The following is an 18,368-nucleotide window of genomic DNA, read 5'->3' on the forward strand; positions in this document are numbered from 1 at the left end:
CAAATGACAGAGCAACGAGTGGAGGAGGGCGCGGGCGGGACGATTCTGTTCGACGCGGCCCGTGTACCTCAAGTCGACGCCGACTGGTTCTCGCCCCTTCGCTGGCGCGAACGCGGTGCGTTGCGCGCGCAGGCCGGGGGCCGTGGTGGCGTGGCGATCATCGATACGCCCGCCGGCGAAGCCGTGCTCCGGCATTATCGCCGGGGTGGCATGGTGGCGAAGCTCCTGGGCGACCGCTACCTGTTCACCGGCGCCCAGCGTACACGCAGCGCGCGCGAATTCCGCCTCCTGGTCGAGCTCGCACGGCGTGGCCTTCCCGTGCCTCCGGCCCTGGCCTCGCGCTATGTCCGTCACGGCCTGCGCTATTCGGCCGATCTCATCACCTTGCGCATTCCCGATGCCGCCACGCTGGCGGAACGCCTCGCCGACGGGGCCTTCAACACCGGGCTGGCCAGCCGGGTCGGTGAACTGATCGCCCGTTTCCATCGCGAGGGGGCGTGGCACGCCGACCTCAACGCGCACAACATCCTCGTCAATGGCGACGGTCTCTATCTGATCGACTTCGACCGTGGCCGCCTGCGCGAGCCTTCCGCGGGTTGGCAACGGTCGAACCTCGCCCGGCTGAAGCGCTCGCTGGTGAAGGTGGGCGCGCGTGACGCGGCCGGCGACACTTTCGACGCCGAATGGTGGCCGGCCCTGATCGAGCAATACGAACGGAGCCTGCACGCATGACCTGGGACCTGCGTTTCCTCGGCACCGGTGCGGCGCATGCCGTCGAACTCGGTTCATCGGCGGTAGTGCTCGAACGCGATCGCCAGCCCGTGCTGCTGGTCGATTGCGGCCCTGACACGCTCGACCGCTATGTGGAAACCTACGGCGCGCCGCCGTCGGCCCTGTATGTCACGCACGTGCACATGGACCATGTGGCGGGCATGGAGCGGTTGTTTTTCCGACTGTGGTTCGACGAGGCGCTGCGCGGGCGCACCAAGGTGTTCCTGCATGCCGCGCTGTTGCCGTGGTTGCAGGGCAGGGTGGCCGACTATCCCGGCGCGCTGGCCGAGGGCGGCGTGAACTACTGGGAAGCCTTCCACCTCGTGCCCTGCACGCGTGGGTTCTGGCACGAAGGGCTGTGGTTCGACGTGTTCCCCACGCGCCACCACGTGCAGGGTACGTCGTACGGCCTGGCGTTGCGCGGCAGCTTCGTCTTCACCGGCGACACGCGCCCGGTGCCCGAGGCGATGGCGCTCCATGCGGCGAACGGCGAGTTGATCGCCCACGATTGCGGCGTGACCGGCAATCCTTCGCACACCGGCATGGACGACCTGGAGCGGGAATATCCCGCCGAGGTCCGCGTGCGCATGGCCTTGTACCACTACGGCAGCGCCGAGGACGGCGAGACGCTGGTCTCACACGGATACCGGATCGCCCGGCCGGGTGAATCGCTTGCGTTGCCTGAGCCGGAGCCGCCGCGGGCTACGGCGGGTTAGCGAGGTTTCGGTCCGGCCGATCGCGCGCCAGCGCGCTTCCCACCTTGGAGCGGATCGCGGCCCAGGCCGCTTCCCACCCGAAGGTAGGCAACCGGCTCGCATACATGTCACCTACTGCGGGTGGGAAGCGCGCTGGCGCGCGACCAGACACACCCACCTTCGGGTGGGAAGCGGCCTGGGCCGCGATCCGGGCCTCCTCGCCGCTTGCCCCGCCGGAGCGCTGACGTTATCCTTCCGCTTCTTTGCCGGACAGGAAGCCGGGGAAGAGGTTGTACAAGTGCGGAGAGGTGTCCGAGTGGTTTAAGGAGCACGCCTGGAAAGTGTGTATACGTTAATAGCGTATCGCGGGTTCGAATCCCGCCCTCTCCGCCAGTTTCACCTATCTCTTATGGTGGCCCTGTCGGTCCCCCCGCGACGATAGTCCGTAAACTCCGCCAGGTCCGGAAGGAAGCAACGGTAGCGGACGATTCGGGTGCCGGGGTGTGGCTGGCAGGGTCATCGCCTTTTCGGGGGCAAGCTTTCGCGACCCTCCGGTCCTTGGCACAATCCACTGTCGTCCCAAGGTACTACGCATGTCCTATCAGGTCCTCGCACGCAAGTGGCGCCCGCGCAAGTTCGCCGAACTCGTGGGTCAGGAGCACGTGGTTCGCGCGCTGACCAACGCGCTCGACTCCGGGCGCATGCACCATGCCTACCTCTTCACCGGCACCCGCGGCGTGGGCAAGACCACGATCGCGCGCATCTTCGCCAAGTCGCTCAACTGCGAGCGCGGTGAATCGGCCGATCCCTGTGGCGAATGCTCCGTCTGCACGGCGGTGGATGCCGGCCGCTTCGTCGACCTGCTCGAGATCGACGCGGCCAGCAACACCGGCGTGGACGACGTGCGCGAAGTGATCGAGAACGCGCAGTACGCGCCCTCGCGTGGACGCTTCAAGGTGTACCTGGTCGACGAGGTGCACATGCTTTCCAAGCCGGCCTTCAACGCCTTGCTGAAGACGCTGGAAGAGCCGCCGCCGCACGTGAAGTTCCTGCTCGCCACCACCGATCCGCAGAAGCTGCCGGTGACGGTGTTGTCGCGCTGCCTCAAGTTCAACCTCAAGCGCCTGCTGCCGGAGCAGATCTCCGGGCAGATGCGGCACATCCTGGGCGCGGAAGGCATCGAATACGAAGACGAAGCCATCGGCGAACTCGCGCATGGCGCGGATGGTTCGCTTCGCGACGGTCTTTCGCTGCTCGACCAGGCGATCGCCTACGGTGGCGGTTCGCTCCGCGCGGCCGACGTGCGCGCCATGCTCGGCAGCGTCGAGCGCGGCCAGGTGCTGGGCGTGCTCGAGGCGCTCGCCGCCGGCGACGGTACCGCGTTGATGGCGGAATCCGACCGTATTGCGTCGTTCTCGCCGGATTTCGGCGGTGTGCTCGACGACCTGGCCACCGTGCTGCATCGGGTGCAGCTGCTCCAGCTGGTGCCGGGCTATCGCGGCGAGGAAAGCGACACGGGGCTGGCCTCGCTCGCCGAGCGCATGGCGCCGGAAGATGTCCAGCTCTATTACCAGATCGCCACCAACGGCCGTCGTGAACTGCCGATGGCGCCCGATGCCCGCATCGGCTTCGAGATGGTGCTGCTGCGGATGTACGCGTTCCGTCCGGCCGAAGCCGGGCAGGGTGCCGTGCCGTCGCCGCGTGCACCCGCCGCGCCGTCGCCCGCCGCTCAAACGCCGGCTGCGCCGCCGCGTCCGGCCGCGTCCGCTGCGGCGTCTCGTCCACCGGCCGCACCCGCACCCGCGTCTCGTCCACAAGCCGTGCCCGCCGCGGCTCCGGCACCCGCTCCGGTTCCCGCTGCCACGCCACCCGCACCGCCGCGCCCGGTGACCGTCGACGCCAACGGTCTTCCTGACTGGCACGAGGTCGTCGAACGCGCCAACCTGCGTGGGCCGATCGGCCAGCTGGCGCAGAACTGCTCGTTGCGTGGCGTGGAGGGCGAAAGCATGGTGCTGGCACTGATGCCCTCGCACATGCATCTCGCCGTGGAACCGCTCACCAGCCAGATGGAAGAAAAGGTTTCGCAGGCACTGGGCCGCCGTGTTCGCTTCCGCTTCGTCGCCGACCACGGCAACCTAGGCACGCCGGCGGAGCGCCGGGCACAAGCGCTCAGCGAGGCGCAGGCCAACGCGGAGGCCTCGATGGAAGCCGACCCGCTCGTACAGACGCTCAAGCGCGAATTCGACGCGCGCGTCATCCCGCAATCGATCAAACCCGTGGAGCCAGGAACGTGAAAGGTCAAATCGGTCAACTGATGCAGCAAGCGCAGCGCATGCAGGATGAAATGAAGCGCGCGCAGGACGAACTCGCCAAGACGGAAATCACCGGCAGCGCCGGTGGCGGCCTGGTCACGGTGACGATGACCGGCGGCCACGAAGTGCGTTCCGTGCACATCGACCGCCAGGCCTTCGCCGACGATCCGGAAATGGCCGAGGATCTCGTCGCCGCCGCCGTCAACGATGCCGTGAACAAGATCGCCGAACTCAGCCGCAACCGGCTCGGTGGCGTCACCGCCGGGCTCAACCTGCCGCCCGGCTTCAAGATGCCGTTCTGACGGACCGCCACCGAGATCATGAGTAACGGTTCCCGCCTGCTTGGCGAGTTGATCGACGCCCTGCGTTGCCTGCCGGGTGTCGGCGCGAAGAGCGCGCAACGCATGGCTTTCCACCTGCTCGAACGCGAGCGGCAAGGTGGCCTGCGCCTGGCCTCGGCGCTGGAATCGGCGATGCGCGACGTGGGCAACTGCACGCGCTGCCGCAACTTCAGCGAGACGCCGGTGTGCTCGCTCTGCGCCAGCGCGAGCCGCGACAAGCAGGTGCTTTGCGTGGTGGAATCGCCGTCCGACCTCGCCGCCATCGAGCAGGCCACCGGCTATCGCGGCCATTACTTCGTGCTGCTCGGCCGGTTGTCGCCGCTGGATGGCCTGGGTCCGGATGAACTGGGTCTGCCCCTGTTGGCCGAACGGCTCGGCGAAGGCGAAGTCGACGAGATGATCATCGCCACGAATCCCACCGTCGAAGGCGAGGCCACCGCGCACTACATCGGCCAGTTGGCGAAGGCGGCGGGTATTCGTGCCACGCGCCTCGCGCACGGCGTGCCATTGGGCGGAGAACTCGAATTCGTCGACCGTGGCACCCTGGCCCACGCGTTCGGCAGCCGCCAATCGCTCGGCTGATCCTCAAGGAAAACGACGAATGACCGACACCATCTTCGCCAAGATCGTCCGCCGTGAAATCCCCGCCGATATCGTCTACGAGGACGACGACGTGCTCGCGTTCCGCGACCTCAATCCGCAGGCGCCCGTGCACGTGTTGTTCATTCCCAAGCGTGCGATCGCCACGCTCGACGATGCCACGCCGGCCGATGCCGAACTGCTCGGCAAGCTGCTGCTGGCGACGGCTTCGTATGCGCGTGCGCAGGGCCTGGCGGAAAACGGCTACCGCACCGTGATCAATACCAACGTGCACGGTGGGCAAACCGTGTTCCACATCCACGTGCACCTGCTCGCGGGCCGGCAGATGACCTGGCCGCCGGGCTGAGAATTGCCCTTGCCGCACCCGGGTAGGAAGCGGGCTGGCCCGCGATTCGCCACCCTCAGACGAGCGAATGAGGCTGTGCACTGATTCGAGCGAGCGATGTAAGCCTCGCCCGATCACTGCAAAGCTTCCTTCGCCAGCACGAAGATCGAGGAATCGCGGGGCCAGCCCGCTTCCCACCCGGGTGAGGGAGCTTGCCCCACCACCCCTAACGCGAGGGCAAAGCCGAGCCGTAAAAAAAGCCGGCTTTCGCCGGCTTTTTCGTTTCCACCGTCAGCGCGAACGCGGTGGCGGATGCGGGACCGGGCGCGGCACGATGATCGTGCGCGGGCGGTACCAGAACGGGTCGCCCCAGGGACCATAGCCGTATGGGCCCCAACCCGGACCCCAGCCGGGACCCCAGAATGGATCGTAGAAGCCTGGCGGATAGCGGGTCACCGGAACGCGCTTGGGCCAGAGGTAGACGACATCGGCCTCGACGCGGGGATAGGCATAGTCGAAATCGCCGACTTTCTGCGTGACGGCGCCGTGCAGGGTACCGGTGACCGTGATCTCGCGACCGCGGGTGAACACCTCCGGATCGTAGAAGCCGTCGCGGCAGGCCACGAAGCGGCCCTGGCTGTCGGTCTTGCTGGCGGTCGGGCGGGCTTCGCTGTCCAGCGGCTCGGACAGGACGAAGAAGCAGGTCTGCTGCGGGCCCGGCTCGGTCTTGATGATCTCGCCGCCCCAGCGCACTTTGGCGCCCGGCGCGCCGCCTTGCTGGGCGCCGGCCGTGGATACGTCGTTGAACTGGCCCTGCAACGGCTGCGGCACCGTGGCGCATGCGCCAAGGGCCAGCGTCGCGGCGGCGATGACCAGCGGTTTGTACATGGACATGTCACATCTCCTGGAGGCACCGGGCACGGCCGATACCATGCCTGTTATTTGACCACGCGGCGCGCCTTTAATTCCTTCACCGCACGACCGAATTCGCTCACCGATTCAGGCGGCGGTTCGTCATACCCGTAGCGCAACCGCAAGTAAAGCTCGCTCAACCTTTCCAGTGCATTTCTCTGCGCGGGCAACGCGCGCGCCGCGCGCGCGAAGAAATGCTTCGGTCCTTCGCCGGCTCGTCGCGAAACACCTGCCTTCGCAAGCTTTCGCTGTAGCCGCCGCATGCACGCATCCAGTGCATCGCCTTCACGACGCTGGAACAACGCCCAGCCCAGCGCGGCCGCCACCAGCAAGGCACAGCCGACCGCAAAGACCAGTGCAAGATCGGTGACCTCGGCATGGGCGATGCCGAACGGCTGCAGCAGTCCTTGCTGGCGTAACGCGTCGAAACCGATAACGCCGCGGTTCCACCATTGGTTGACGACGTCCCAGCGGTCGCGCAGGTTTCGCAGCCACGGCATGTCGAACCATCCGTCTTCGCCGCCATGTCCCGCCGCGGCGGCGGCCGCACCCAGTTGCACACGCTCGGGCCGAACCGAGGCGGTGGGATCGAAGCGCACCCAGCCGCGGCCTTCCAGCCAGACTTCCGACCACGCGTGCGCATCCGACCGTCGCACCAGCAGGTAGCTGCCGGTGGTGTTCCAGTAGCCGCCCTGGTAACCGGTGACCACGCGCGCGGGAATGCCTGCCGCCCGCATCAGGAAGGTGAACGTGGAGGCGTAGTGCTCGCAGTAGCCTTCGCGGGTCTGGAACAGGAAATCGTCGATCCGGTCCCGGCCTAGCGGGGCGGGCGCGAGGGTGTACGAGAAGTCGGCATGGAACATCGCCAGGGCGGCGCGTGCGATGGCGGCATGATCGGCGCCGTAGCGTTGGGCCCAGGATGCTGCCAGTGCGCGTGCCTTCGGACCGCTGCCCATCGGCAGTTGCAGGTTGTCGCGCCGGACGCCGTCGTCGAGCGAGGGTTCGAAACGGTAGCTCGTGGCGGCGAGCGCGGAGAAGGACAGCACCTCGTCGATGCGCCGGTTGGCCAGCACCGTGTGGTCCGCGCGCAGGACGGTATCGGGCGGCGCCATCGTCGCCAGATCGAGCATGGGCACGACGCGGTCGTGCGTCGGTTCCAGCGACGCCTGGTAGGCGATGCGCTTGCCGTATTCCGCTTCGGATGGTGGGCGCCGGGTGCTGCGCGAGCCGGGGCTCCATCCGTCGCCATCGAACAGTTGCATCGTGTATGCACGGAAATAGCGGGCGGTATTCGGCGGTGGCGGCCCGTCGAAGCTGACGCGCAACGCCGGCGTGTCGTCCGTCATCAGGTCGAGCATGCCGCCGGGCGCCAGCCGGTTCGACAAGCCGGTGACCGCCTGGCTGTTCTGCGGCGTGCCCCATAGCGGCGTGCTGAGCCGGGGCACGAAAAGGAACGCGAACAGCGACAACGGCACGGCCGCGAGCAACACCAGCAGGACCGGCGTGAATTCGCGCGACCACGGCGTCGCTTGCGGCTCTACTTCCTCGAGCGAGCGTAGCGTGGCCAGGGCGGGCACCAGGCCGAGGCTGACGAACAGGCTGGCGACCAGGCCCTGGTCGAAGAGCAGGGCGCTCATCAGGGCGAAGCACGCGAAAGCGATACCGACGCGCGCATCGCGGCGCTGCTCGCTCTCCAACAGTTTCAATACCAGCAGGCCGACCGCGAAGGCGCTGCCTGGTTCGCGCCCGAACAAGGTGCCGTTCTGCAGGATGACCGCGGCCAGGAGCAGGCCGATCAAGGGCAGCTTTATCCAGAAGGGCGCGTTGCGGCCGCCACGGCGACGCTGCTGCCAACGCGCGATCAGAATGACGCCGAGGGCGGTGGTCAGCCACCATGGCAGGTGCGCGGCATGGACCAGCAGCACGAAGCCCATGGTGAGGCAGAGCAGGTCGAACGATCGCGCGTGGAGCACGGGCTCGCCGATGGGCCGGCGGCGCAGCGAAGGACGGACGCCGGTCATGGACGCAGCGCCAGCGCGGTCATGCAACGGTGGTAGTGCTCATCACCCTGGGCGATGTCGAAATAGCCGTCCGGCAGTTTCAGGCTCCAACGCCGGCCGGTCTCCCTCGCCTCGTCGATCCAGCGGGCGAGCCGGGCGATACGCGACTCGTCATCGAGACCATGCATGCCGTCCCAATCCAGCCGCCAGTCTTCCTGCGGCGCGGGTTGCTCCAGATCCTTCACCAGCAAGCCGTGGTGACGCGCGCTCAGCTTCCAGGCGATCTGCCGCCGCGGATCCCCCGGACGGTATTCACGCAAGGCAGCCAGTTCGTCGCCCGGCCGCGGGCGCCCGCGGTCGGCATCCCCGCGCGGCTCGAAGGGCTTGGGGCCGAGTGCTTCGGGCCGGGGGTAGACGAGCACCGCGCGGTCCGGATGGAGCCAGCTCCATACACGGAACATGCCCAGCGGCCAGCGGCTGTGCACGCGCATGCGGGGCAGCGCCAGCCAGCCGCGAAATTCGGTGGGCAGGTCGAATTCAACGGTCGTGGCGGCACCGGAAGGCACGACGAAAACATGCTCCTTGCCTTCGACATCGAGCCGCACGGCCATGCGTTCGCGCTGGCTCGCGCCGATGTCGAGCGACACCCGGACAGGCTCGCCGGCACGGGCGGTTCCCGCGCGAAGGCCGCCGATGGTCAGGCCGTTGAGTACGCGGAACGCCACGAGCATGCTGCCGGCGGTGGCCGCCCCCAGCAGGCAGGTCAGCATCAGCGCCGCGTTGTTGGCGTAGTTGAGCGAACCCACCAGCATCACGGCGAGCAGTATGGAGAAGCCCACGCCGAAGCCGGTCGGCACGATGTAGATGCGCCGCCTGTGCAGTTGGATCGGCAGGGATTCGCGTTGGCGCAACCGGGTCAGCGAAGGCAGGCGGCGTTCCGCCCAGGCGACCAGTCGCTGAGCGCTTGGGGGCATCAGGGCACCGCGGTCTCGGCGAGGATGGAACGTGCGATGGACTCGCGATGGCTGCCGCGTCCGGGAACGAGCCGATGCGCGGCGGCCGGCACGAAGACCGTCTGCAGGTCCTCCGGAATGACGTAATCGCGGCCGCTCAGCAAGGCCCACGAGCGGGAGGCGGCCAGCAACGCCAGGCCCGCCCGGGGTGACAGCCCGACACGCACTTCGTTGTGTTTCCGGCTGGCGGCCAGCAGGGCTTGCAAATAGTCGAGCAACGCCGGGCTCACCTTCACCGCCTGCGCGGCGGCGTGGAGCTGGCCGATCGCGGTGATGTCCAGGCGCGGCGTGAGAGAGGCCATCATGTCGCGACGATCCTCGCCGGTGAGCAGCGCGCGCTCGGCGGCAGGATCGGGATAATCGAGGCTGAGCCGCAGCATGAAGCGGTCGAGTTGCGAGTCGGGCAGGGGGAAGGTGCCGGCGAGGTCGAGTGGGTTCTGCGTGGCCACGACGAAGAACGGGCGCGGCAGTTCGCGGGTGACGCCGTCGACCGTGACCTGGCCCTCGGCCATCGCTTCGAGCAGAGCGCTCTGCGACTTGGGTGTCGCGCGGTTGATCTCGTCCGCGAGCAGCAGGCTGGTGAAGATCGAGCCGGGATGGAACCGGAATTCGCCGGTCTCGCGCTCGTACACGCTGACCCCGATAATGTCCGATGGCAGGAGGTCACTGGTGAACTGGATGCGCTGGAAGTCGAGATCGAAGGTTGCTGCCAGCGCATGCGCGAGCGTGGTCTTGCCCACGCCCGGCACGTCTTCCAGCAACAGGTGGCCGCCCGCGATCAGGCAGGTGAAGGCCAGCTTCACCTGGCGCGGCTTGCCGAGCAGTACGCCATTGACTTGTGCCAGGGCGGCGTCGAGGCGATGCCGGAGCATTTCATCGTGGAGTGGATTCGTCGCGGACATGATCGATGCGTCTGCCCCCCGTCCTGGCCATGTCGATGAGTGAGCGTTCGAGTGTAGCGGTGCGGGAGCGATCCTGGCGAGGCGTGTTCCTCGTCCTGTTCGCCGTGTCCTTCATCGCCAAGGCGGTCATAGCGTGCACGCTGTCACCCTTCGGTGACGAAGCGTTCTATTGGCAGGAGAGCCTGGCGCCGGCCTGGGGCTACAGCGACCTCCCGCCGCTCACCGCATGGCTGATCGCGCTCTCCGAAAGCGTGCTGGGCCACGGCCTTTTCGCCATGCGTTTGCCGTTCCTGCTCATCGGGGCCTGTGTGCCGTGGCAGGTTGCCGCGATCGCAAGACGTTACGGCGGCGAGGTGGAACGATGGCAGGCGGCCACGTTCGCGCTCCTGCTACCGCTGGCGGGAAGCCTTGGCGTGCTGGCGTTGCCGGACGTGCCGCTGACCTTCGCCATCGTGCTGGCGACGCGAGGCCTGCTCGTGGCGCTGGACACCGACCGGCTGCGCGACTGGGCCTGGCTCGGCCTTGGCCTGGCGATCGCATGGCTCACGCATTACCGCGCCGCGATGGCGATGCTCGCCGGTCTCGTCTTCCTGGTGGCGATGCCACGTGGCCGGCCGCAGTGGTCGCGGCCGGGACTTTGGGTGGCGTCGGCGATCGCCTCCCTCGGCCTGCTGCCGCTCGTCTTCTACAACCTGGAGTCGCAGGGCGCCGGGATCGCCTTCCAGGTGGTCGAACGGAATCCGTGGCGCTTCCACGCCGACGCGCTGGTGCAGCCGCTCGAACAGGCGGTCACGTGCACGCCGCTGGCATGGGTGGTGATGTTGTGGGCGTTGTGGCGATCGTGGCGGCGGCGGAACGAAGCGCCGTTCGACGCGGTGGCGATCATCGCCGGCACCTTCGTCGTGGCGTATTTCGTGCTCGGCCTGTTCGCGGACGACCTTCGGTTCCGCGTGCACTGGCCACTGCCGGGATACGTGCTGATCTGCGCGGTACTGCCGCGGCTGCTGGGCGACGCTTCCACGGCCTGGCGGAAGGCGGCGTTTGCCGGGTTCGTCCTCGCCGGCGCCGGCCTCGTGGCGGGACTCGGTTATCTCGGGTTCGCGGCGTCGGCGGACGGCGCGACGCGTCTCGCCGGCGTGAAGGCGTTTCCTTCGAATTTCACCGGTTGGCGCGAAAGTGCGGAGGCGGTCCGCGCGCAGCTTGCCACCCGTCCCGGTGCGATCGTGGTCGCCGACAACTTCATGCTCGCGGCGGAACTGCGCTTCGCCCTCGGTGGCGCGCGCGAGGTGTACGCATTGGACAATCCCTTGAACGCCAAGCATGGCCGTGCGCCGCAACTGGCCACCTGGCGCCTCGACGAGACGGCGCTGGCGACGCATGCGGGGCAGCCGCTGCTACTGGTGGTCGACGAGACGGCGCTGCGGGAACGGGAGAAAAGGGACTGGCTGGGTTCGGTCTGTTCCCGCGTGGATGTCACTACGCCGCTGGAACGGGTGGATCGTTTCGACGGGCGGCGGCGCTTCGCGTTGTACGCGGCCACGGCGCGTGCGGCGCGCGGCCCATCGGCCGGCCCCGACGATTGCGTGGTGTGGACATCGGCGTACCGGGCATCGCTCGTCCCGTAGCGTTCGCGCACCTCAGGGAAGAACGACCCCGGCGGCGCGCAGCAAGCGCGCCGTGGCGATCAGCGGCAAGCCGACCAGCGCCGTCGGGTCTTCATTCTCGATCCGTTCGAACAAGGCGATGCCCAGGCCCTCGCACTTGAAGCTGCCGGCGCAATCGAGGGGCCGCTCGCGCTCGACGTAACGGGCGATGTCCTCGGCGGTCAGTTCGCGAAAACGCACGCGGGTCTCGTCGACATGCGTCATCGCGTCCCCGTGCAGGTCGATCACGCACACGGCCGTGTGGAAGACGACCTCGCGCCCCGAACTCGCCGCCAGCTGTTTATGGGCCGTATGCACCGTGCCTGGCTTGTCCAGCACGGTGCCGTCGAGGTCCGCGACCTGGTCCGAACCGATGACGACGGCGCCCGGCCGCGTCGCCGCCACGGCGAGCGCCTTGGCTTCCGCGAGCCGTGCCGCCCGCGCGGCGGGTCGCTCGCCCGGAAGGGGCGCTTCATCGGTGCCGGGCGAGGCCTGCTCGAAGTGCTCGAGCAGTCGCCGCATCAGGCTGGCACGGTAGGGCGAGGTGGAGGCGAGGACGACGGTGGCTTGCGGCGACACGATCAGAACTCCTTGTGGATATGTTCGCGTACGGCGGTATCGAGCGCGGTCTGGGCATCGTCCAGGGCACGCAACCGGGGTTCCAGTTGATGCCGGGCCCGGACCAGGGCATCCACCGCCTCGTCCAGTTCGCGCTGGCTGGCGCCGGGCGCCCGGTCGCGGATCCACAGGCGTTGCTGGAGCAGCGCGCGCAGGCCGGAGTCGACCGCTTGCTGGGCTTCGACCTCGCCCGTGGCGGGCAGGTCGGGACTGACCGACATGACGGCATGGGCACGCTGCAAGCGGTCGCGGCAATCCTTGAGATCCGACTCGAGCCGGTCGGCATTGTCCATGAGGTCTTGCAAGGCCCCGTGCCGGCGTCGCGAGCGTTGATGCCGCACCGTCCACGCGCACAACACCACGGCAAGCGCGATCACTCCGGCAAGTGCATAATAAGCAAAGGAAAACACGCGAGCTCTTCCCCCTGGTGGGCGTGCTGCGGCAAACTGGCCGGAAGGATGCGAGTCTGCCCGAAAGTCCCGACGCTGCGCAAAAGCGCGCCGTTCCTGGATACCGGAGGTCTAACCGGTTGACTTCAGGGGTGTTGATGCCTACCATTTCGCGATTATGTCCGTGACTTTGCCATCGTCCGTGGACGCTTGGCGCGAGGTTCGTGCGCGGCGTTCGTTTCAGGGTCAGCTCCCCGTGTCCGCGTTCAAGCGTCTCGGAGAGGTGGTCGCGTCCCCCGATGGGGATGTGGCCTACACGCTGGATTTCGGTCGCGACGAATTCGGTACCGCCTATGTGGCCGTGCTTGCGAAAGCCCAGCTGACGCTGATCTGCCAGCGTTCCCTGGAGCCTTTCCAGCTGCCGGTCGAGGTCGATACCCGTCTCGGACTGATCGTCGAGGAAAGTGAAGAGGCTTCGCTGCCCCCGGGCTACGAAGCGTTGCTGGTCGAGCAGGACGGCAAGCTCGACCTGATCGCGACGATCGAAGATGAACTGCTGTTGGCGCTGCCCCTGGTTCCGGTCAATCCGGACCATGAGTTGCCCGACGATGTAACTGGACCCGGCGAGGACGAAACACCCTCGCAGGAAACATCTGAAAACCCGTTCGCGGCACTCCGCGGACTCATAAAGTAATTTCGCTGGAGATTTGTCATGGCCGTTGCCAAAAGCCGCAAGACCCCGTCCACCCGCGGCATGCGTCGTTCGCACGATGCGCTGAAGACCGTGCAGCTGTCGACCGATCCGACGAGCGGCGAAGTCCACCTGCGTCACCACGTGACGAAGGACGGCTTCTACCGTGGCAAGAAGGTCATCGACACCCGCGGTGCGGTTGAAGTCGAGGACTGATCTCCCTACCTTGGGGAAGATCACAACGCAGGCGGCGCGGTAACGCGCCGTTTTGCGTTTGTGGCATCCAGCTTTCCGGCCCCGGGACAGACACCGCCCCGGGCGAATCCTCCCTCACATGGGGATACGGTTCTGAAATACGCCCGCATCATCGGTACCGGCAGCGCGCTTCCCGAAAAAGTGCTGACCAACGCCGACCTCGAAAAGATCGTCGACACGAGCGACGAGTGGATCCGCACGCGCACAGGCATCACCGAGCGCCATATCGCGGCGGACGGTGAAACCACGGGCGACCTCGCTTTCCTCGCCGCGCAGCGCGCGCTCGAGGCGGCCGGCGTCAAGGCGTCCGAGATCGATCTCATCGTGCTCGGCACCACCACGCCGGACATCGTGTTCCCGTCCACCGCCTGCCTCGTGCAGCACCGCTTGGGCGCCAATGGTTGCGCGGCGTTCGACGTCAATGCCGCGTGTTCTGGCTTCGTCTATGCGCTGGGCGTCGCCAACGCCTTCATGCGTAGCGGCCAGTCGAAGAAGGCGCTGGTGATCGGCGCCGAAACGCTGACCCGCATGGTCGACTGGACCGAGCGCGAGACCTGCGTGCTGTTCGGCGACGGTGCCGGCGCCGTGGTGCTCGAAGCCTCCGATGAGCCGGGCATCTTCACCACCCGCATGCGCGCCGATGGCGGCTTCAAGCACCTGCTGTTCAATCCGGTGGGCGTGTCCGCCGGTTTCACCGACGGCCCCAACCACGGCGTCCGCATCAACATGCTCGGGCGCGAGGTCTTCAAGGTCGCGGTGAAGACGCTCGACTCCCTGGTCGGCGAGACCCTCGAGGACGCCGGCATGAAGGAAGAGGAAATCGACTGGTTGATCCCGCACCAGGCGAACCTGCGCATCATCGAGGCGACGGCGAAGCGTCTGAACATGTCGATGGACCGCGTCATCGTCACGGTCGACAAGCACGCCAACACCTCGTCGGGCTCGGTGCCGCTGGCGCTCGACTACGCCGTGCGTTCGGGCAAGGTCCAGCGCGGCCAGAACCTGCTGCTGGAAGCCTTCGGCGGCGGCTTCACCTGGGCCTCGGCCCTGCTGCGCTACTAGCCACCGGCATCGCCGACAGGGTCGGCTCCCAACGGGGTTTCGGGGCCTGTCGGGATGGCGGCTCTGGTGGGAGCCGACCTTGTCGGCGATTGGGTGCTTGCCTCAGCCTGGCTCGCTGCCGCGGGGATCGCCGCTTAAGCGGCTTCCCACCCTCGCAAGGCTGCTTCCCCTCCACGGGCGACATGCTCCACACGCCTGCGAATGGTGCATTCGCCCATGGGTTGCTGGCACCATGCGCGGTTTGAAGTACCGGAATCGCTTCGCATGACCTCATCCAGCGCCTCGCTCGCCTTCGTTTTCCCCGGACAGGGTTCGCAGTCCGTCGGCATGCTCGCCGACCTGGCCGCGGCCCATGGGGAAGTCCGTGCCGCCTTCGATGAAGCCTCGGCCGGCGCTGGCGTCGATCTGTGGGACATCAGCCAGAATGGCCCGGAAGACACCCTCAACAGCACCGAAAATACGCAGCCGGCCTTGCTGGCTGCCAGCGTCGCCGTCTGGCGCGTCTGGCGGAAGCTGGGCGGCCCCACGCCGGCCTACCTGTCCGGTCATAGCCTCGGCGAATACAGCGCCCTGGTCGCGGCTGGTGCGCTGTCGCTGAAGGACGCCGCCGGCCTGGTCGCCCAGCGCGGGCGCCTGATGCAAGCCGCCGTGCCGGCGGGGGTGGGCGCGATGGCGGCCATCCTCGGTGGCGATGACGCACAAATCGCCCAGGTCTGCGACGAGGTCGCGGAGGGCCAGGTCGTCGCCCCCGCGAACTACAACTCCCCCGGCCAGCTGGTGATCGCAGGCCATGCGGAAGCCGTGGACCGCGCGCTTGCGCGCCTTGCCGAACTCGGCGTGAAGAAGACGGTGAAGCTCGCCGTCTCCGTGCCCTCGCATTGCATGCTCATGCGCGACGCCGCCGACAAGCTGGGCGAGGCGATGAGCGCGCTGGAGTGGAACCTGCCTTCGATCCCGGTGGTGCAGAACGCCGACGCCAGGGTGCACACGTCGCTGGAGGACATTCGCGGCGCATTGATGCGCCAGCTCTATCTTCCGGTGCGCTGGACGGAGTGCGTGCAGGCGCTGGCCACCGCAGGAATCGTCCAGACGATGGAGTGCGGCCCGGGTAAGGTGCTTTCCGGCCTCATCAAGCGCATCGATAAATCGATCGACGGCAAGGCGATCGGCACCCCCGCCGATCTCGACGCGGCACTGGCCGCGGTCTCCGCCTGACTTCCATTCCAAGCACTACAGGACATCCCCATGAGCTCATCCCTGAAGGGTGAAATCGCCCTCGTCACCGGTGCCAGCCGCGGTATCGGCGCCGCCATCGCCGACCGCCTCGCCTCGCTCGGCGCCACGGTGTTCGGCACCGCGACCAGCGAAACCGGCGCCGCGGCCATCGGTGAGCGCCTCGCCGCGCATGGTGGCCACGGCCGCGTGCTCGACGTGACCGACGCGGCGGCGATCGAGTCGCTGATCGACGGCATCGCCAAGGAAACCGGCGCGGTCTCGATCCTGGTGAACAATGCCGGGATCACTCGCGACCAGCTCCTCATGCGCATGAAGGAGGAGGACTGGAGCGCCATCATCGAGACCAACCTCACTTCCGTGTTCCGTACGTCCAAGGCCGTGATGCGCGGGATGATGAAGGCGCGCAAGGGCCGCATCATCAGCATCGCCTCGGTGGTCGGCGTCACCGGCAATCCGGGGCAGGCCAACTACGCGGCCGCCAAGGCCGGGATCATCGCCTTCTCGAAATCGCTGGCCCGTGAGATCGGGTCCCGCGGCATCACCGTGAACGTGGTGGCGCCCGGCTTCATCGACACGGACATGACCCGGGCCCTGCCGGAAGAGCAGCGTGCCTCGCTGCTGTCGGGTATCGCCCTGGGCCATCTGGGCGAAGCGGTGGACATCGCCGAGGCAGTGGCCTTCCTGGCCTCGCCGGCGGCCAGATACATCACTGGCGAGACGCTGCACGTCAACGGCGGCATGTACATGCCCTGATCGGGTCCGGCCGGTGGCAGTCGCCACCGGCCCGTTTTTGAGAGACAATCGTCATTTCGCGCCCGGCTAAGAAAAACCGGGCGTCACCCACGTGACGGCGGTGTGTTGGCGGGTTATCACCTTAGCCACTACAATGCCGCCGGATTTTTCCCTCGGGAGGTAAAGGCAACATGAGCACCATCGAAGAGCGCGTCAAGAAGATCGTCGTTGAACAGCTGGGCGTAAAGGAAGAGGAAGTCACCAACAACGCTTCGTTCGTGGACGATCTGGGCGCCGATTCGCTCGACACCGTTGAGCTCGTGATGGCTCTCGAAGAAGAGTTCGAGTGCGAGATCCCCGACGAAGAAGCTGAAAAGATCACCACGGTCCAGCAGGCGATCGATTACGTCACGGCCCACGTCAAGGCCTGATCGAGCGATTGGCTGTCGATCGGAGGCGCCGCCTCCCGTCGATCTCCGAGCGACACGGAAGCTGCGCCTCATGGCGCAGTTTTCGTTTGCGTCTAACGCAACCTGCGCCCGCGTATGGTTTGCGCGGAATAAGTGAAGGATGAGAACGCATGAGTAAACGACGTGTGGTAGTGACCGGCATGGGCATCGTCTCGCCGGTCGGCAACGATGTCGCCACCGCCTGGAAGAATGTCGTCGACGGCAACAGCGGCATCGGCCCTGTGACCGAATTCGACGCCAGCGCCTATACCACCCGCATCGCGGGTGAGGTTCGTGGTTTCGATGCCGTCGACGCGTACTTCGCCGGCACCGATACGCCAGATGACGAACGGCGCTCCATCGCGAAGGACTTCAAGCGGATGGATCCGTTCATCCACTACGGCATCGTCGCCGGCACGCATGCGTTCCGTCAGTCGGGCCTCGTCGTGACCGACGAGAACGCCGGCCGGGTCGGCGTCGCCGCCGGTGCGGGCATCGGTGGCCTGCACACGATCGAAGGCACGGCGCTCGAACTCGCCGAGAAGGGACCGCGCAAGGTCTCGCCGTTCTACGTGCCGAGTTCGATCATCAATATGGTGGCCGGCAACCTGTCGATCTACCACGGCATGAAGGGCCCGAACATCGCCTTGGTGTCGGCATGCACCACGGCCGCTCACAACATCGGCATGGCGATGCGCCTGATCCAGTACGGCGATGCCGATGCGATGCTCGCGGGCGGTGCGGAATTCGCGACCACGCCGACGGCGATGGCTGGTTTCTGCTCGGCCAAGGCCATGTCCACGCGCAACGACGACCCGGCGCACGCCAGCCGTCCGTGGGATGTCGGCCGTGACGGTTTCCTGCTGTCCAACGGCGCGGGCATGCTCATGCTCGAGGAATACGAGTTCGCCAAGGCGCGCGGTGCGAACATCCTCGCCGAGCTGGTCGGTTTCGGCATGAGCGGCGACGCGTTCCACATCACCGCCCCGAGCGGCGACGGTGCCGAACTGGCGATGCGCAACGCCCTGCACGACGCGGGCATCCAGCCCTCCGAGGTGCAGTACGTGAACGCGCATGGCACGTCCACGCCGGTGGGCGACCTGGGCGAAGCCAAGGCCATCCGCAACGTGTTCGGTGAACACGCGACGAAGAAGGGCCAGTTCGCGGTCAGCTCGACCAAGTCGGTCACGGGCCACCTGCTGGGTGCCGCGGGCGGCGTGGAGGCGATCTTCTCCATCCAGGCGCTGCGCGAGGGCATCATCCCGCCGACGATGAACCTGGTGGACGTCGATCCGGAAGTCGCCGCCCTGGGCATGGACCTCGTGCCGAACAAGGCGGAGAAGGCGAACATCGAGGTGGTCATGTCGAATTCGTTCGGCTTTGGCGGCACCAACGGTACGCTCGTTTTTCGTCGCGTCTGAC

The 18,368-nt window shown here is 67.1% G+C and carries 20 protein-coding genes, 1 tRNA gene and 1 other RNA gene; 16 read left to right on the forward strand and 6 right to left on the reverse strand.

Features of this window, described 5'->3' with window-relative positions:
- Positions 1-3: 3 nt before the first annotated feature.
- From QFZ41_RS17490 to QFZ41_RS17525, 8 genes are all read left to right on the forward strand, one after another.
- Positions 4-732 (forward strand): 3-deoxy-D-manno-octulosonic acid kinase, encoded by a 729-nt coding sequence (locus QFZ41_RS17490; protein WP_429199906.1) that lies wholly within the window; start codon positions 4-6, stop codon positions 730-732.
- Positions 729-1,487: an MBL fold metallo-hydrolase gene (locus QFZ41_RS17495; RefSeq protein ID WP_429199907.1), complete on the forward strand. Its 759-nt coding sequence runs from the start codon at positions 729-731 to the stop codon at positions 1,485-1,487. Before QFZ41_RS17490 ends, QFZ41_RS17495 begins: the two co-directional genes overlap by 4 nt.
- Before the next feature lie 281 nt (positions 1,488-1,768).
- A tRNA-Ser gene (locus QFZ41_RS17500) sits at positions 1,769-1,859 on the forward strand.
- A gap of 26 nt (positions 1,860-1,885) precedes the next feature.
- Positions 1,886-1,982, forward strand: an RNA gene (gene ffs, locus QFZ41_RS17505) — signal recognition particle sRNA small type.
- Between the two features lie 77 nt (positions 1,983-2,059).
- Positions 2,060-3,760 carry a DNA polymerase III subunit gamma/tau gene (dnaX, locus tag QFZ41_RS17510; protein WP_429199908.1) on the forward strand — a complete coding sequence of 567 codons (1,701 nt, stop codon included), beginning with the start codon at positions 2,060-2,062 and terminating at the stop codon, positions 3,758-3,760.
- Entirely contained in the window at positions 3,757-4,080 is a 324-nt protein-coding gene (locus tag QFZ41_RS17515) for a YbaB/EbfC family nucleoid-associated protein (RefSeq protein WP_306847417.1), read from the forward strand. The genes dnaX and QFZ41_RS17515 overlap by 4 nt, the downstream gene beginning before the upstream one ends.
- Positions 4,081-4,098: 18 nt before the next feature.
- Entirely contained in the window at positions 4,099-4,701 is a 603-nt protein-coding gene (gene recR, locus QFZ41_RS17520) for a recombination mediator RecR (protein WP_306847416.1), read from the forward strand.
- Positions 4,702-4,720: 19 nt separating this feature from the next.
- Entirely contained in the window at positions 4,721-5,065 is a 345-nt protein-coding gene (locus QFZ41_RS17525) for a histidine triad nucleotide-binding protein (RefSeq protein WP_429199909.1), read from the forward strand.
- 270 nt (positions 5,066-5,335) lie between these two features.
- Here the strand turns inward: QFZ41_RS17525 and QFZ41_RS17530 are convergent, their stop codons facing one another.
- From QFZ41_RS17530 to QFZ41_RS17545, 4 genes are read right to left on the reverse strand one after another with little or no spacing between them, the layout of a single operon-like run.
- On the reverse strand, positions 5,336-5,938 hold the full coding sequence (locus QFZ41_RS17530; RefSeq protein WP_429199910.1) for a Slp family lipoprotein: 603 nt from the start codon (positions 5,936-5,938) through the stop codon (positions 5,336-5,338).
- 44 nt (positions 5,939-5,982) lie between these two features.
- Positions 5,983-7,977, reverse strand: a complete 1,995-nt coding sequence (locus QFZ41_RS17535) for a transglutaminase TgpA family protein (RefSeq protein ID WP_429199911.1) — start codon at positions 7,975-7,977, stop codon at positions 5,983-5,985.
- Positions 7,974-8,930 (reverse strand): DUF58 domain-containing protein, encoded by a 957-nt coding sequence (locus QFZ41_RS17540; RefSeq protein WP_429199912.1) that lies wholly within the window; start codon positions 8,928-8,930, stop codon positions 7,974-7,976. The genes QFZ41_RS17535 and QFZ41_RS17540 overlap by 4 nt, the downstream gene beginning before the upstream one ends.
- Entirely contained in the window at positions 8,930-9,871 is a 942-nt protein-coding gene (locus tag QFZ41_RS17545; RefSeq protein ID WP_429199913.1) for an AAA family ATPase, read from the reverse strand. The genes QFZ41_RS17540 and QFZ41_RS17545 overlap by 1 nt, the downstream gene beginning before the upstream one ends.
- Positions 9,872-9,876: 5 nt before the next feature.
- Here QFZ41_RS17545 and QFZ41_RS17550 point away from each other — a divergent pair, with 5 nt between their 5' ends.
- Entirely contained in the window at positions 9,877-11,496 is a 1,620-nt protein-coding gene (locus QFZ41_RS17550) for an ArnT family glycosyltransferase (protein ID WP_429199914.1), read from the forward strand.
- A gap of 12 nt (positions 11,497-11,508) precedes the next feature.
- On the opposite strand, the gene QFZ41_RS17555 is transcribed toward QFZ41_RS17550, so the two are convergent.
- Positions 11,509-12,093, reverse strand: a complete 585-nt coding sequence (locus QFZ41_RS17555; RefSeq protein ID WP_429199915.1) for a Maf family protein — start codon at positions 12,091-12,093, stop codon at positions 11,509-11,511.
- Positions 12,094-12,095: 2 nt separating this feature from the next.
- Complete coding sequence (locus QFZ41_RS17560) at positions 12,096-12,542, reverse strand: hypothetical protein (RefSeq protein ID WP_429199916.1); 447 nt, start codon at positions 12,540-12,542, stop codon at positions 12,096-12,098.
- Between the two features lie 235 nt (positions 12,543-12,777).
- Here QFZ41_RS17560 and QFZ41_RS17565 point away from each other — a divergent pair, with 235 nt between their 5' ends.
- The 7 genes from QFZ41_RS17565 to fabF all read left to right on the forward strand — a co-directional run bounded on the left by QFZ41_RS17565 (position 12,778) and on the right by fabF (position 18,367).
- Positions 12,778-13,215 (forward strand): YceD family protein, encoded by a 438-nt coding sequence (locus QFZ41_RS17565; RefSeq protein ID WP_429199917.1) that lies wholly within the window; start codon positions 12,778-12,780, stop codon positions 13,213-13,215.
- 18 nt (positions 13,216-13,233) lie between these two features.
- Positions 13,234-13,428, forward strand: a complete 195-nt coding sequence (gene rpmF, locus QFZ41_RS17570; RefSeq protein WP_072321355.1) for a 50S ribosomal protein L32 — start codon at positions 13,234-13,236, stop codon at positions 13,426-13,428.
- A gap of 132 nt (positions 13,429-13,560) precedes the next feature.
- Positions 13,561-14,529, forward strand: a complete 969-nt coding sequence (locus tag QFZ41_RS17575; protein ID WP_429200288.1) for a beta-ketoacyl-ACP synthase III — start codon at positions 13,561-13,563, stop codon at positions 14,527-14,529.
- Positions 14,530-14,793: 264 nt separating this feature from the next.
- A complete protein-coding gene (gene fabD, locus QFZ41_RS17580; protein ID WP_429199918.1) occupies positions 14,794-15,744 on the forward strand; it encodes an ACP S-malonyltransferase in 951 nt (316 codons plus the stop codon).
- A 30-nt stretch (positions 15,745-15,774) separates the two neighbouring features.
- Positions 15,775-16,518, forward strand: coding sequence for a 3-oxoacyl-ACP reductase FabG (gene fabG / locus QFZ41_RS17585; RefSeq protein WP_429199919.1), 744 nt, complete (start codon positions 15,775-15,777; stop codon positions 16,516-16,518).
- Positions 16,519-16,688: 170 nt separating this feature from the next.
- On the forward strand, positions 16,689-16,928 hold the full coding sequence (gene acpP, locus QFZ41_RS17590) for an acyl carrier protein (protein WP_429199920.1): 240 nt from the start codon (positions 16,689-16,691) through the stop codon (positions 16,926-16,928).
- Between the two features lie 149 nt (positions 16,929-17,077).
- Positions 17,078-18,367: a beta-ketoacyl-ACP synthase II gene (fabF, locus tag QFZ41_RS17595; protein WP_429199921.1), complete on the forward strand. Its 1,290-nt coding sequence runs from the start codon at positions 17,078-17,080 to the stop codon at positions 18,365-18,367.
- Position 18,368 lies beyond the last annotated feature (1 nt).

This window comes from Luteibacter sp. W1I16 (assembly GCF_050434905.1).
GTDB lineage: Bacteria > Pseudomonadota > Gammaproteobacteria > Xanthomonadales > Rhodanobacteraceae > Luteibacter.

Excerpts from the sequence above, each read along its gene's own strand:
- QFZ41_RS17490 (WP_429199906.1), top strand. The coding sequence starts at position 4 with ATGACAGAGCAACGAGTGGAGGAGGGCGCGGGCGGGACGATTCTGTTC.
- QFZ41_RS17495 (WP_429199907.1), top strand. The coding sequence starts at position 729 with ATGACCTGGGACCTGCGTTTCCTCGGCACCGGTGCGGCGCATGCCGTC.
- dnaX (WP_429199908.1), top strand. The coding sequence starts at position 2,060 with ATGTCCTATCAGGTCCTCGCACGCAAGTGGCGCCCGCGCAAGTTCGCC.
- recR (WP_306847416.1), top strand. The coding sequence starts at position 4,099 with ATGAGTAACGGTTCCCGCCTGCTTGGCGAGTTGATCGACGCCCTGCGT.
- QFZ41_RS17525 (WP_429199909.1), top strand. The coding sequence starts at position 4,721 with ATGACCGACACCATCTTCGCCAAGATCGTCCGCCGTGAAATCCCCGCC.
- QFZ41_RS17530 (WP_429199910.1), bottom strand. The coding sequence starts at position 5,938 with ATGTCCATGTACAAACCGCTGGTCATCGCCGCCGCGACGCTGGCCCTT.
- QFZ41_RS17535 (WP_429199911.1), bottom strand. The coding sequence starts at position 7,977 with ATGACCGGCGTCCGTCCTTCGCTGCGCCGCCGGCCCATCGGCGAGCCC.
- QFZ41_RS17540 (WP_429199912.1), bottom strand. The coding sequence starts at position 8,930 with ATGCCCCCAAGCGCTCAGCGACTGGTCGCCTGGGCGGAACGCCGCCTG.
- QFZ41_RS17545 (WP_429199913.1), bottom strand. The coding sequence starts at position 9,871 with ATGTCCGCGACGAATCCACTCCACGATGAAATGCTCCGGCATCGCCTC.
- QFZ41_RS17550 (WP_429199914.1), top strand. The coding sequence starts at position 9,877 with ATGCGTCTGCCCCCCGTCCTGGCCATGTCGATGAGTGAGCGTTCGAGT.
- rpmF (WP_072321355.1), top strand. The coding sequence starts at position 13,234 with ATGGCCGTTGCCAAAAGCCGCAAGACCCCGTCCACCCGCGGCATGCGT.
- fabD (WP_429199918.1), top strand. The coding sequence starts at position 14,794 with ATGACCTCATCCAGCGCCTCGCTCGCCTTCGTTTTCCCCGGACAGGGT.
- fabG (WP_429199919.1), top strand. The coding sequence starts at position 15,775 with ATGAGCTCATCCCTGAAGGGTGAAATCGCCCTCGTCACCGGTGCCAGC.
- acpP (WP_429199920.1), top strand. The coding sequence starts at position 16,689 with ATGAGCACCATCGAAGAGCGCGTCAAGAAGATCGTCGTTGAACAGCTG.
- fabF (WP_429199921.1), top strand. The coding sequence starts at position 17,078 with ATGAGTAAACGACGTGTGGTAGTGACCGGCATGGGCATCGTCTCGCCG.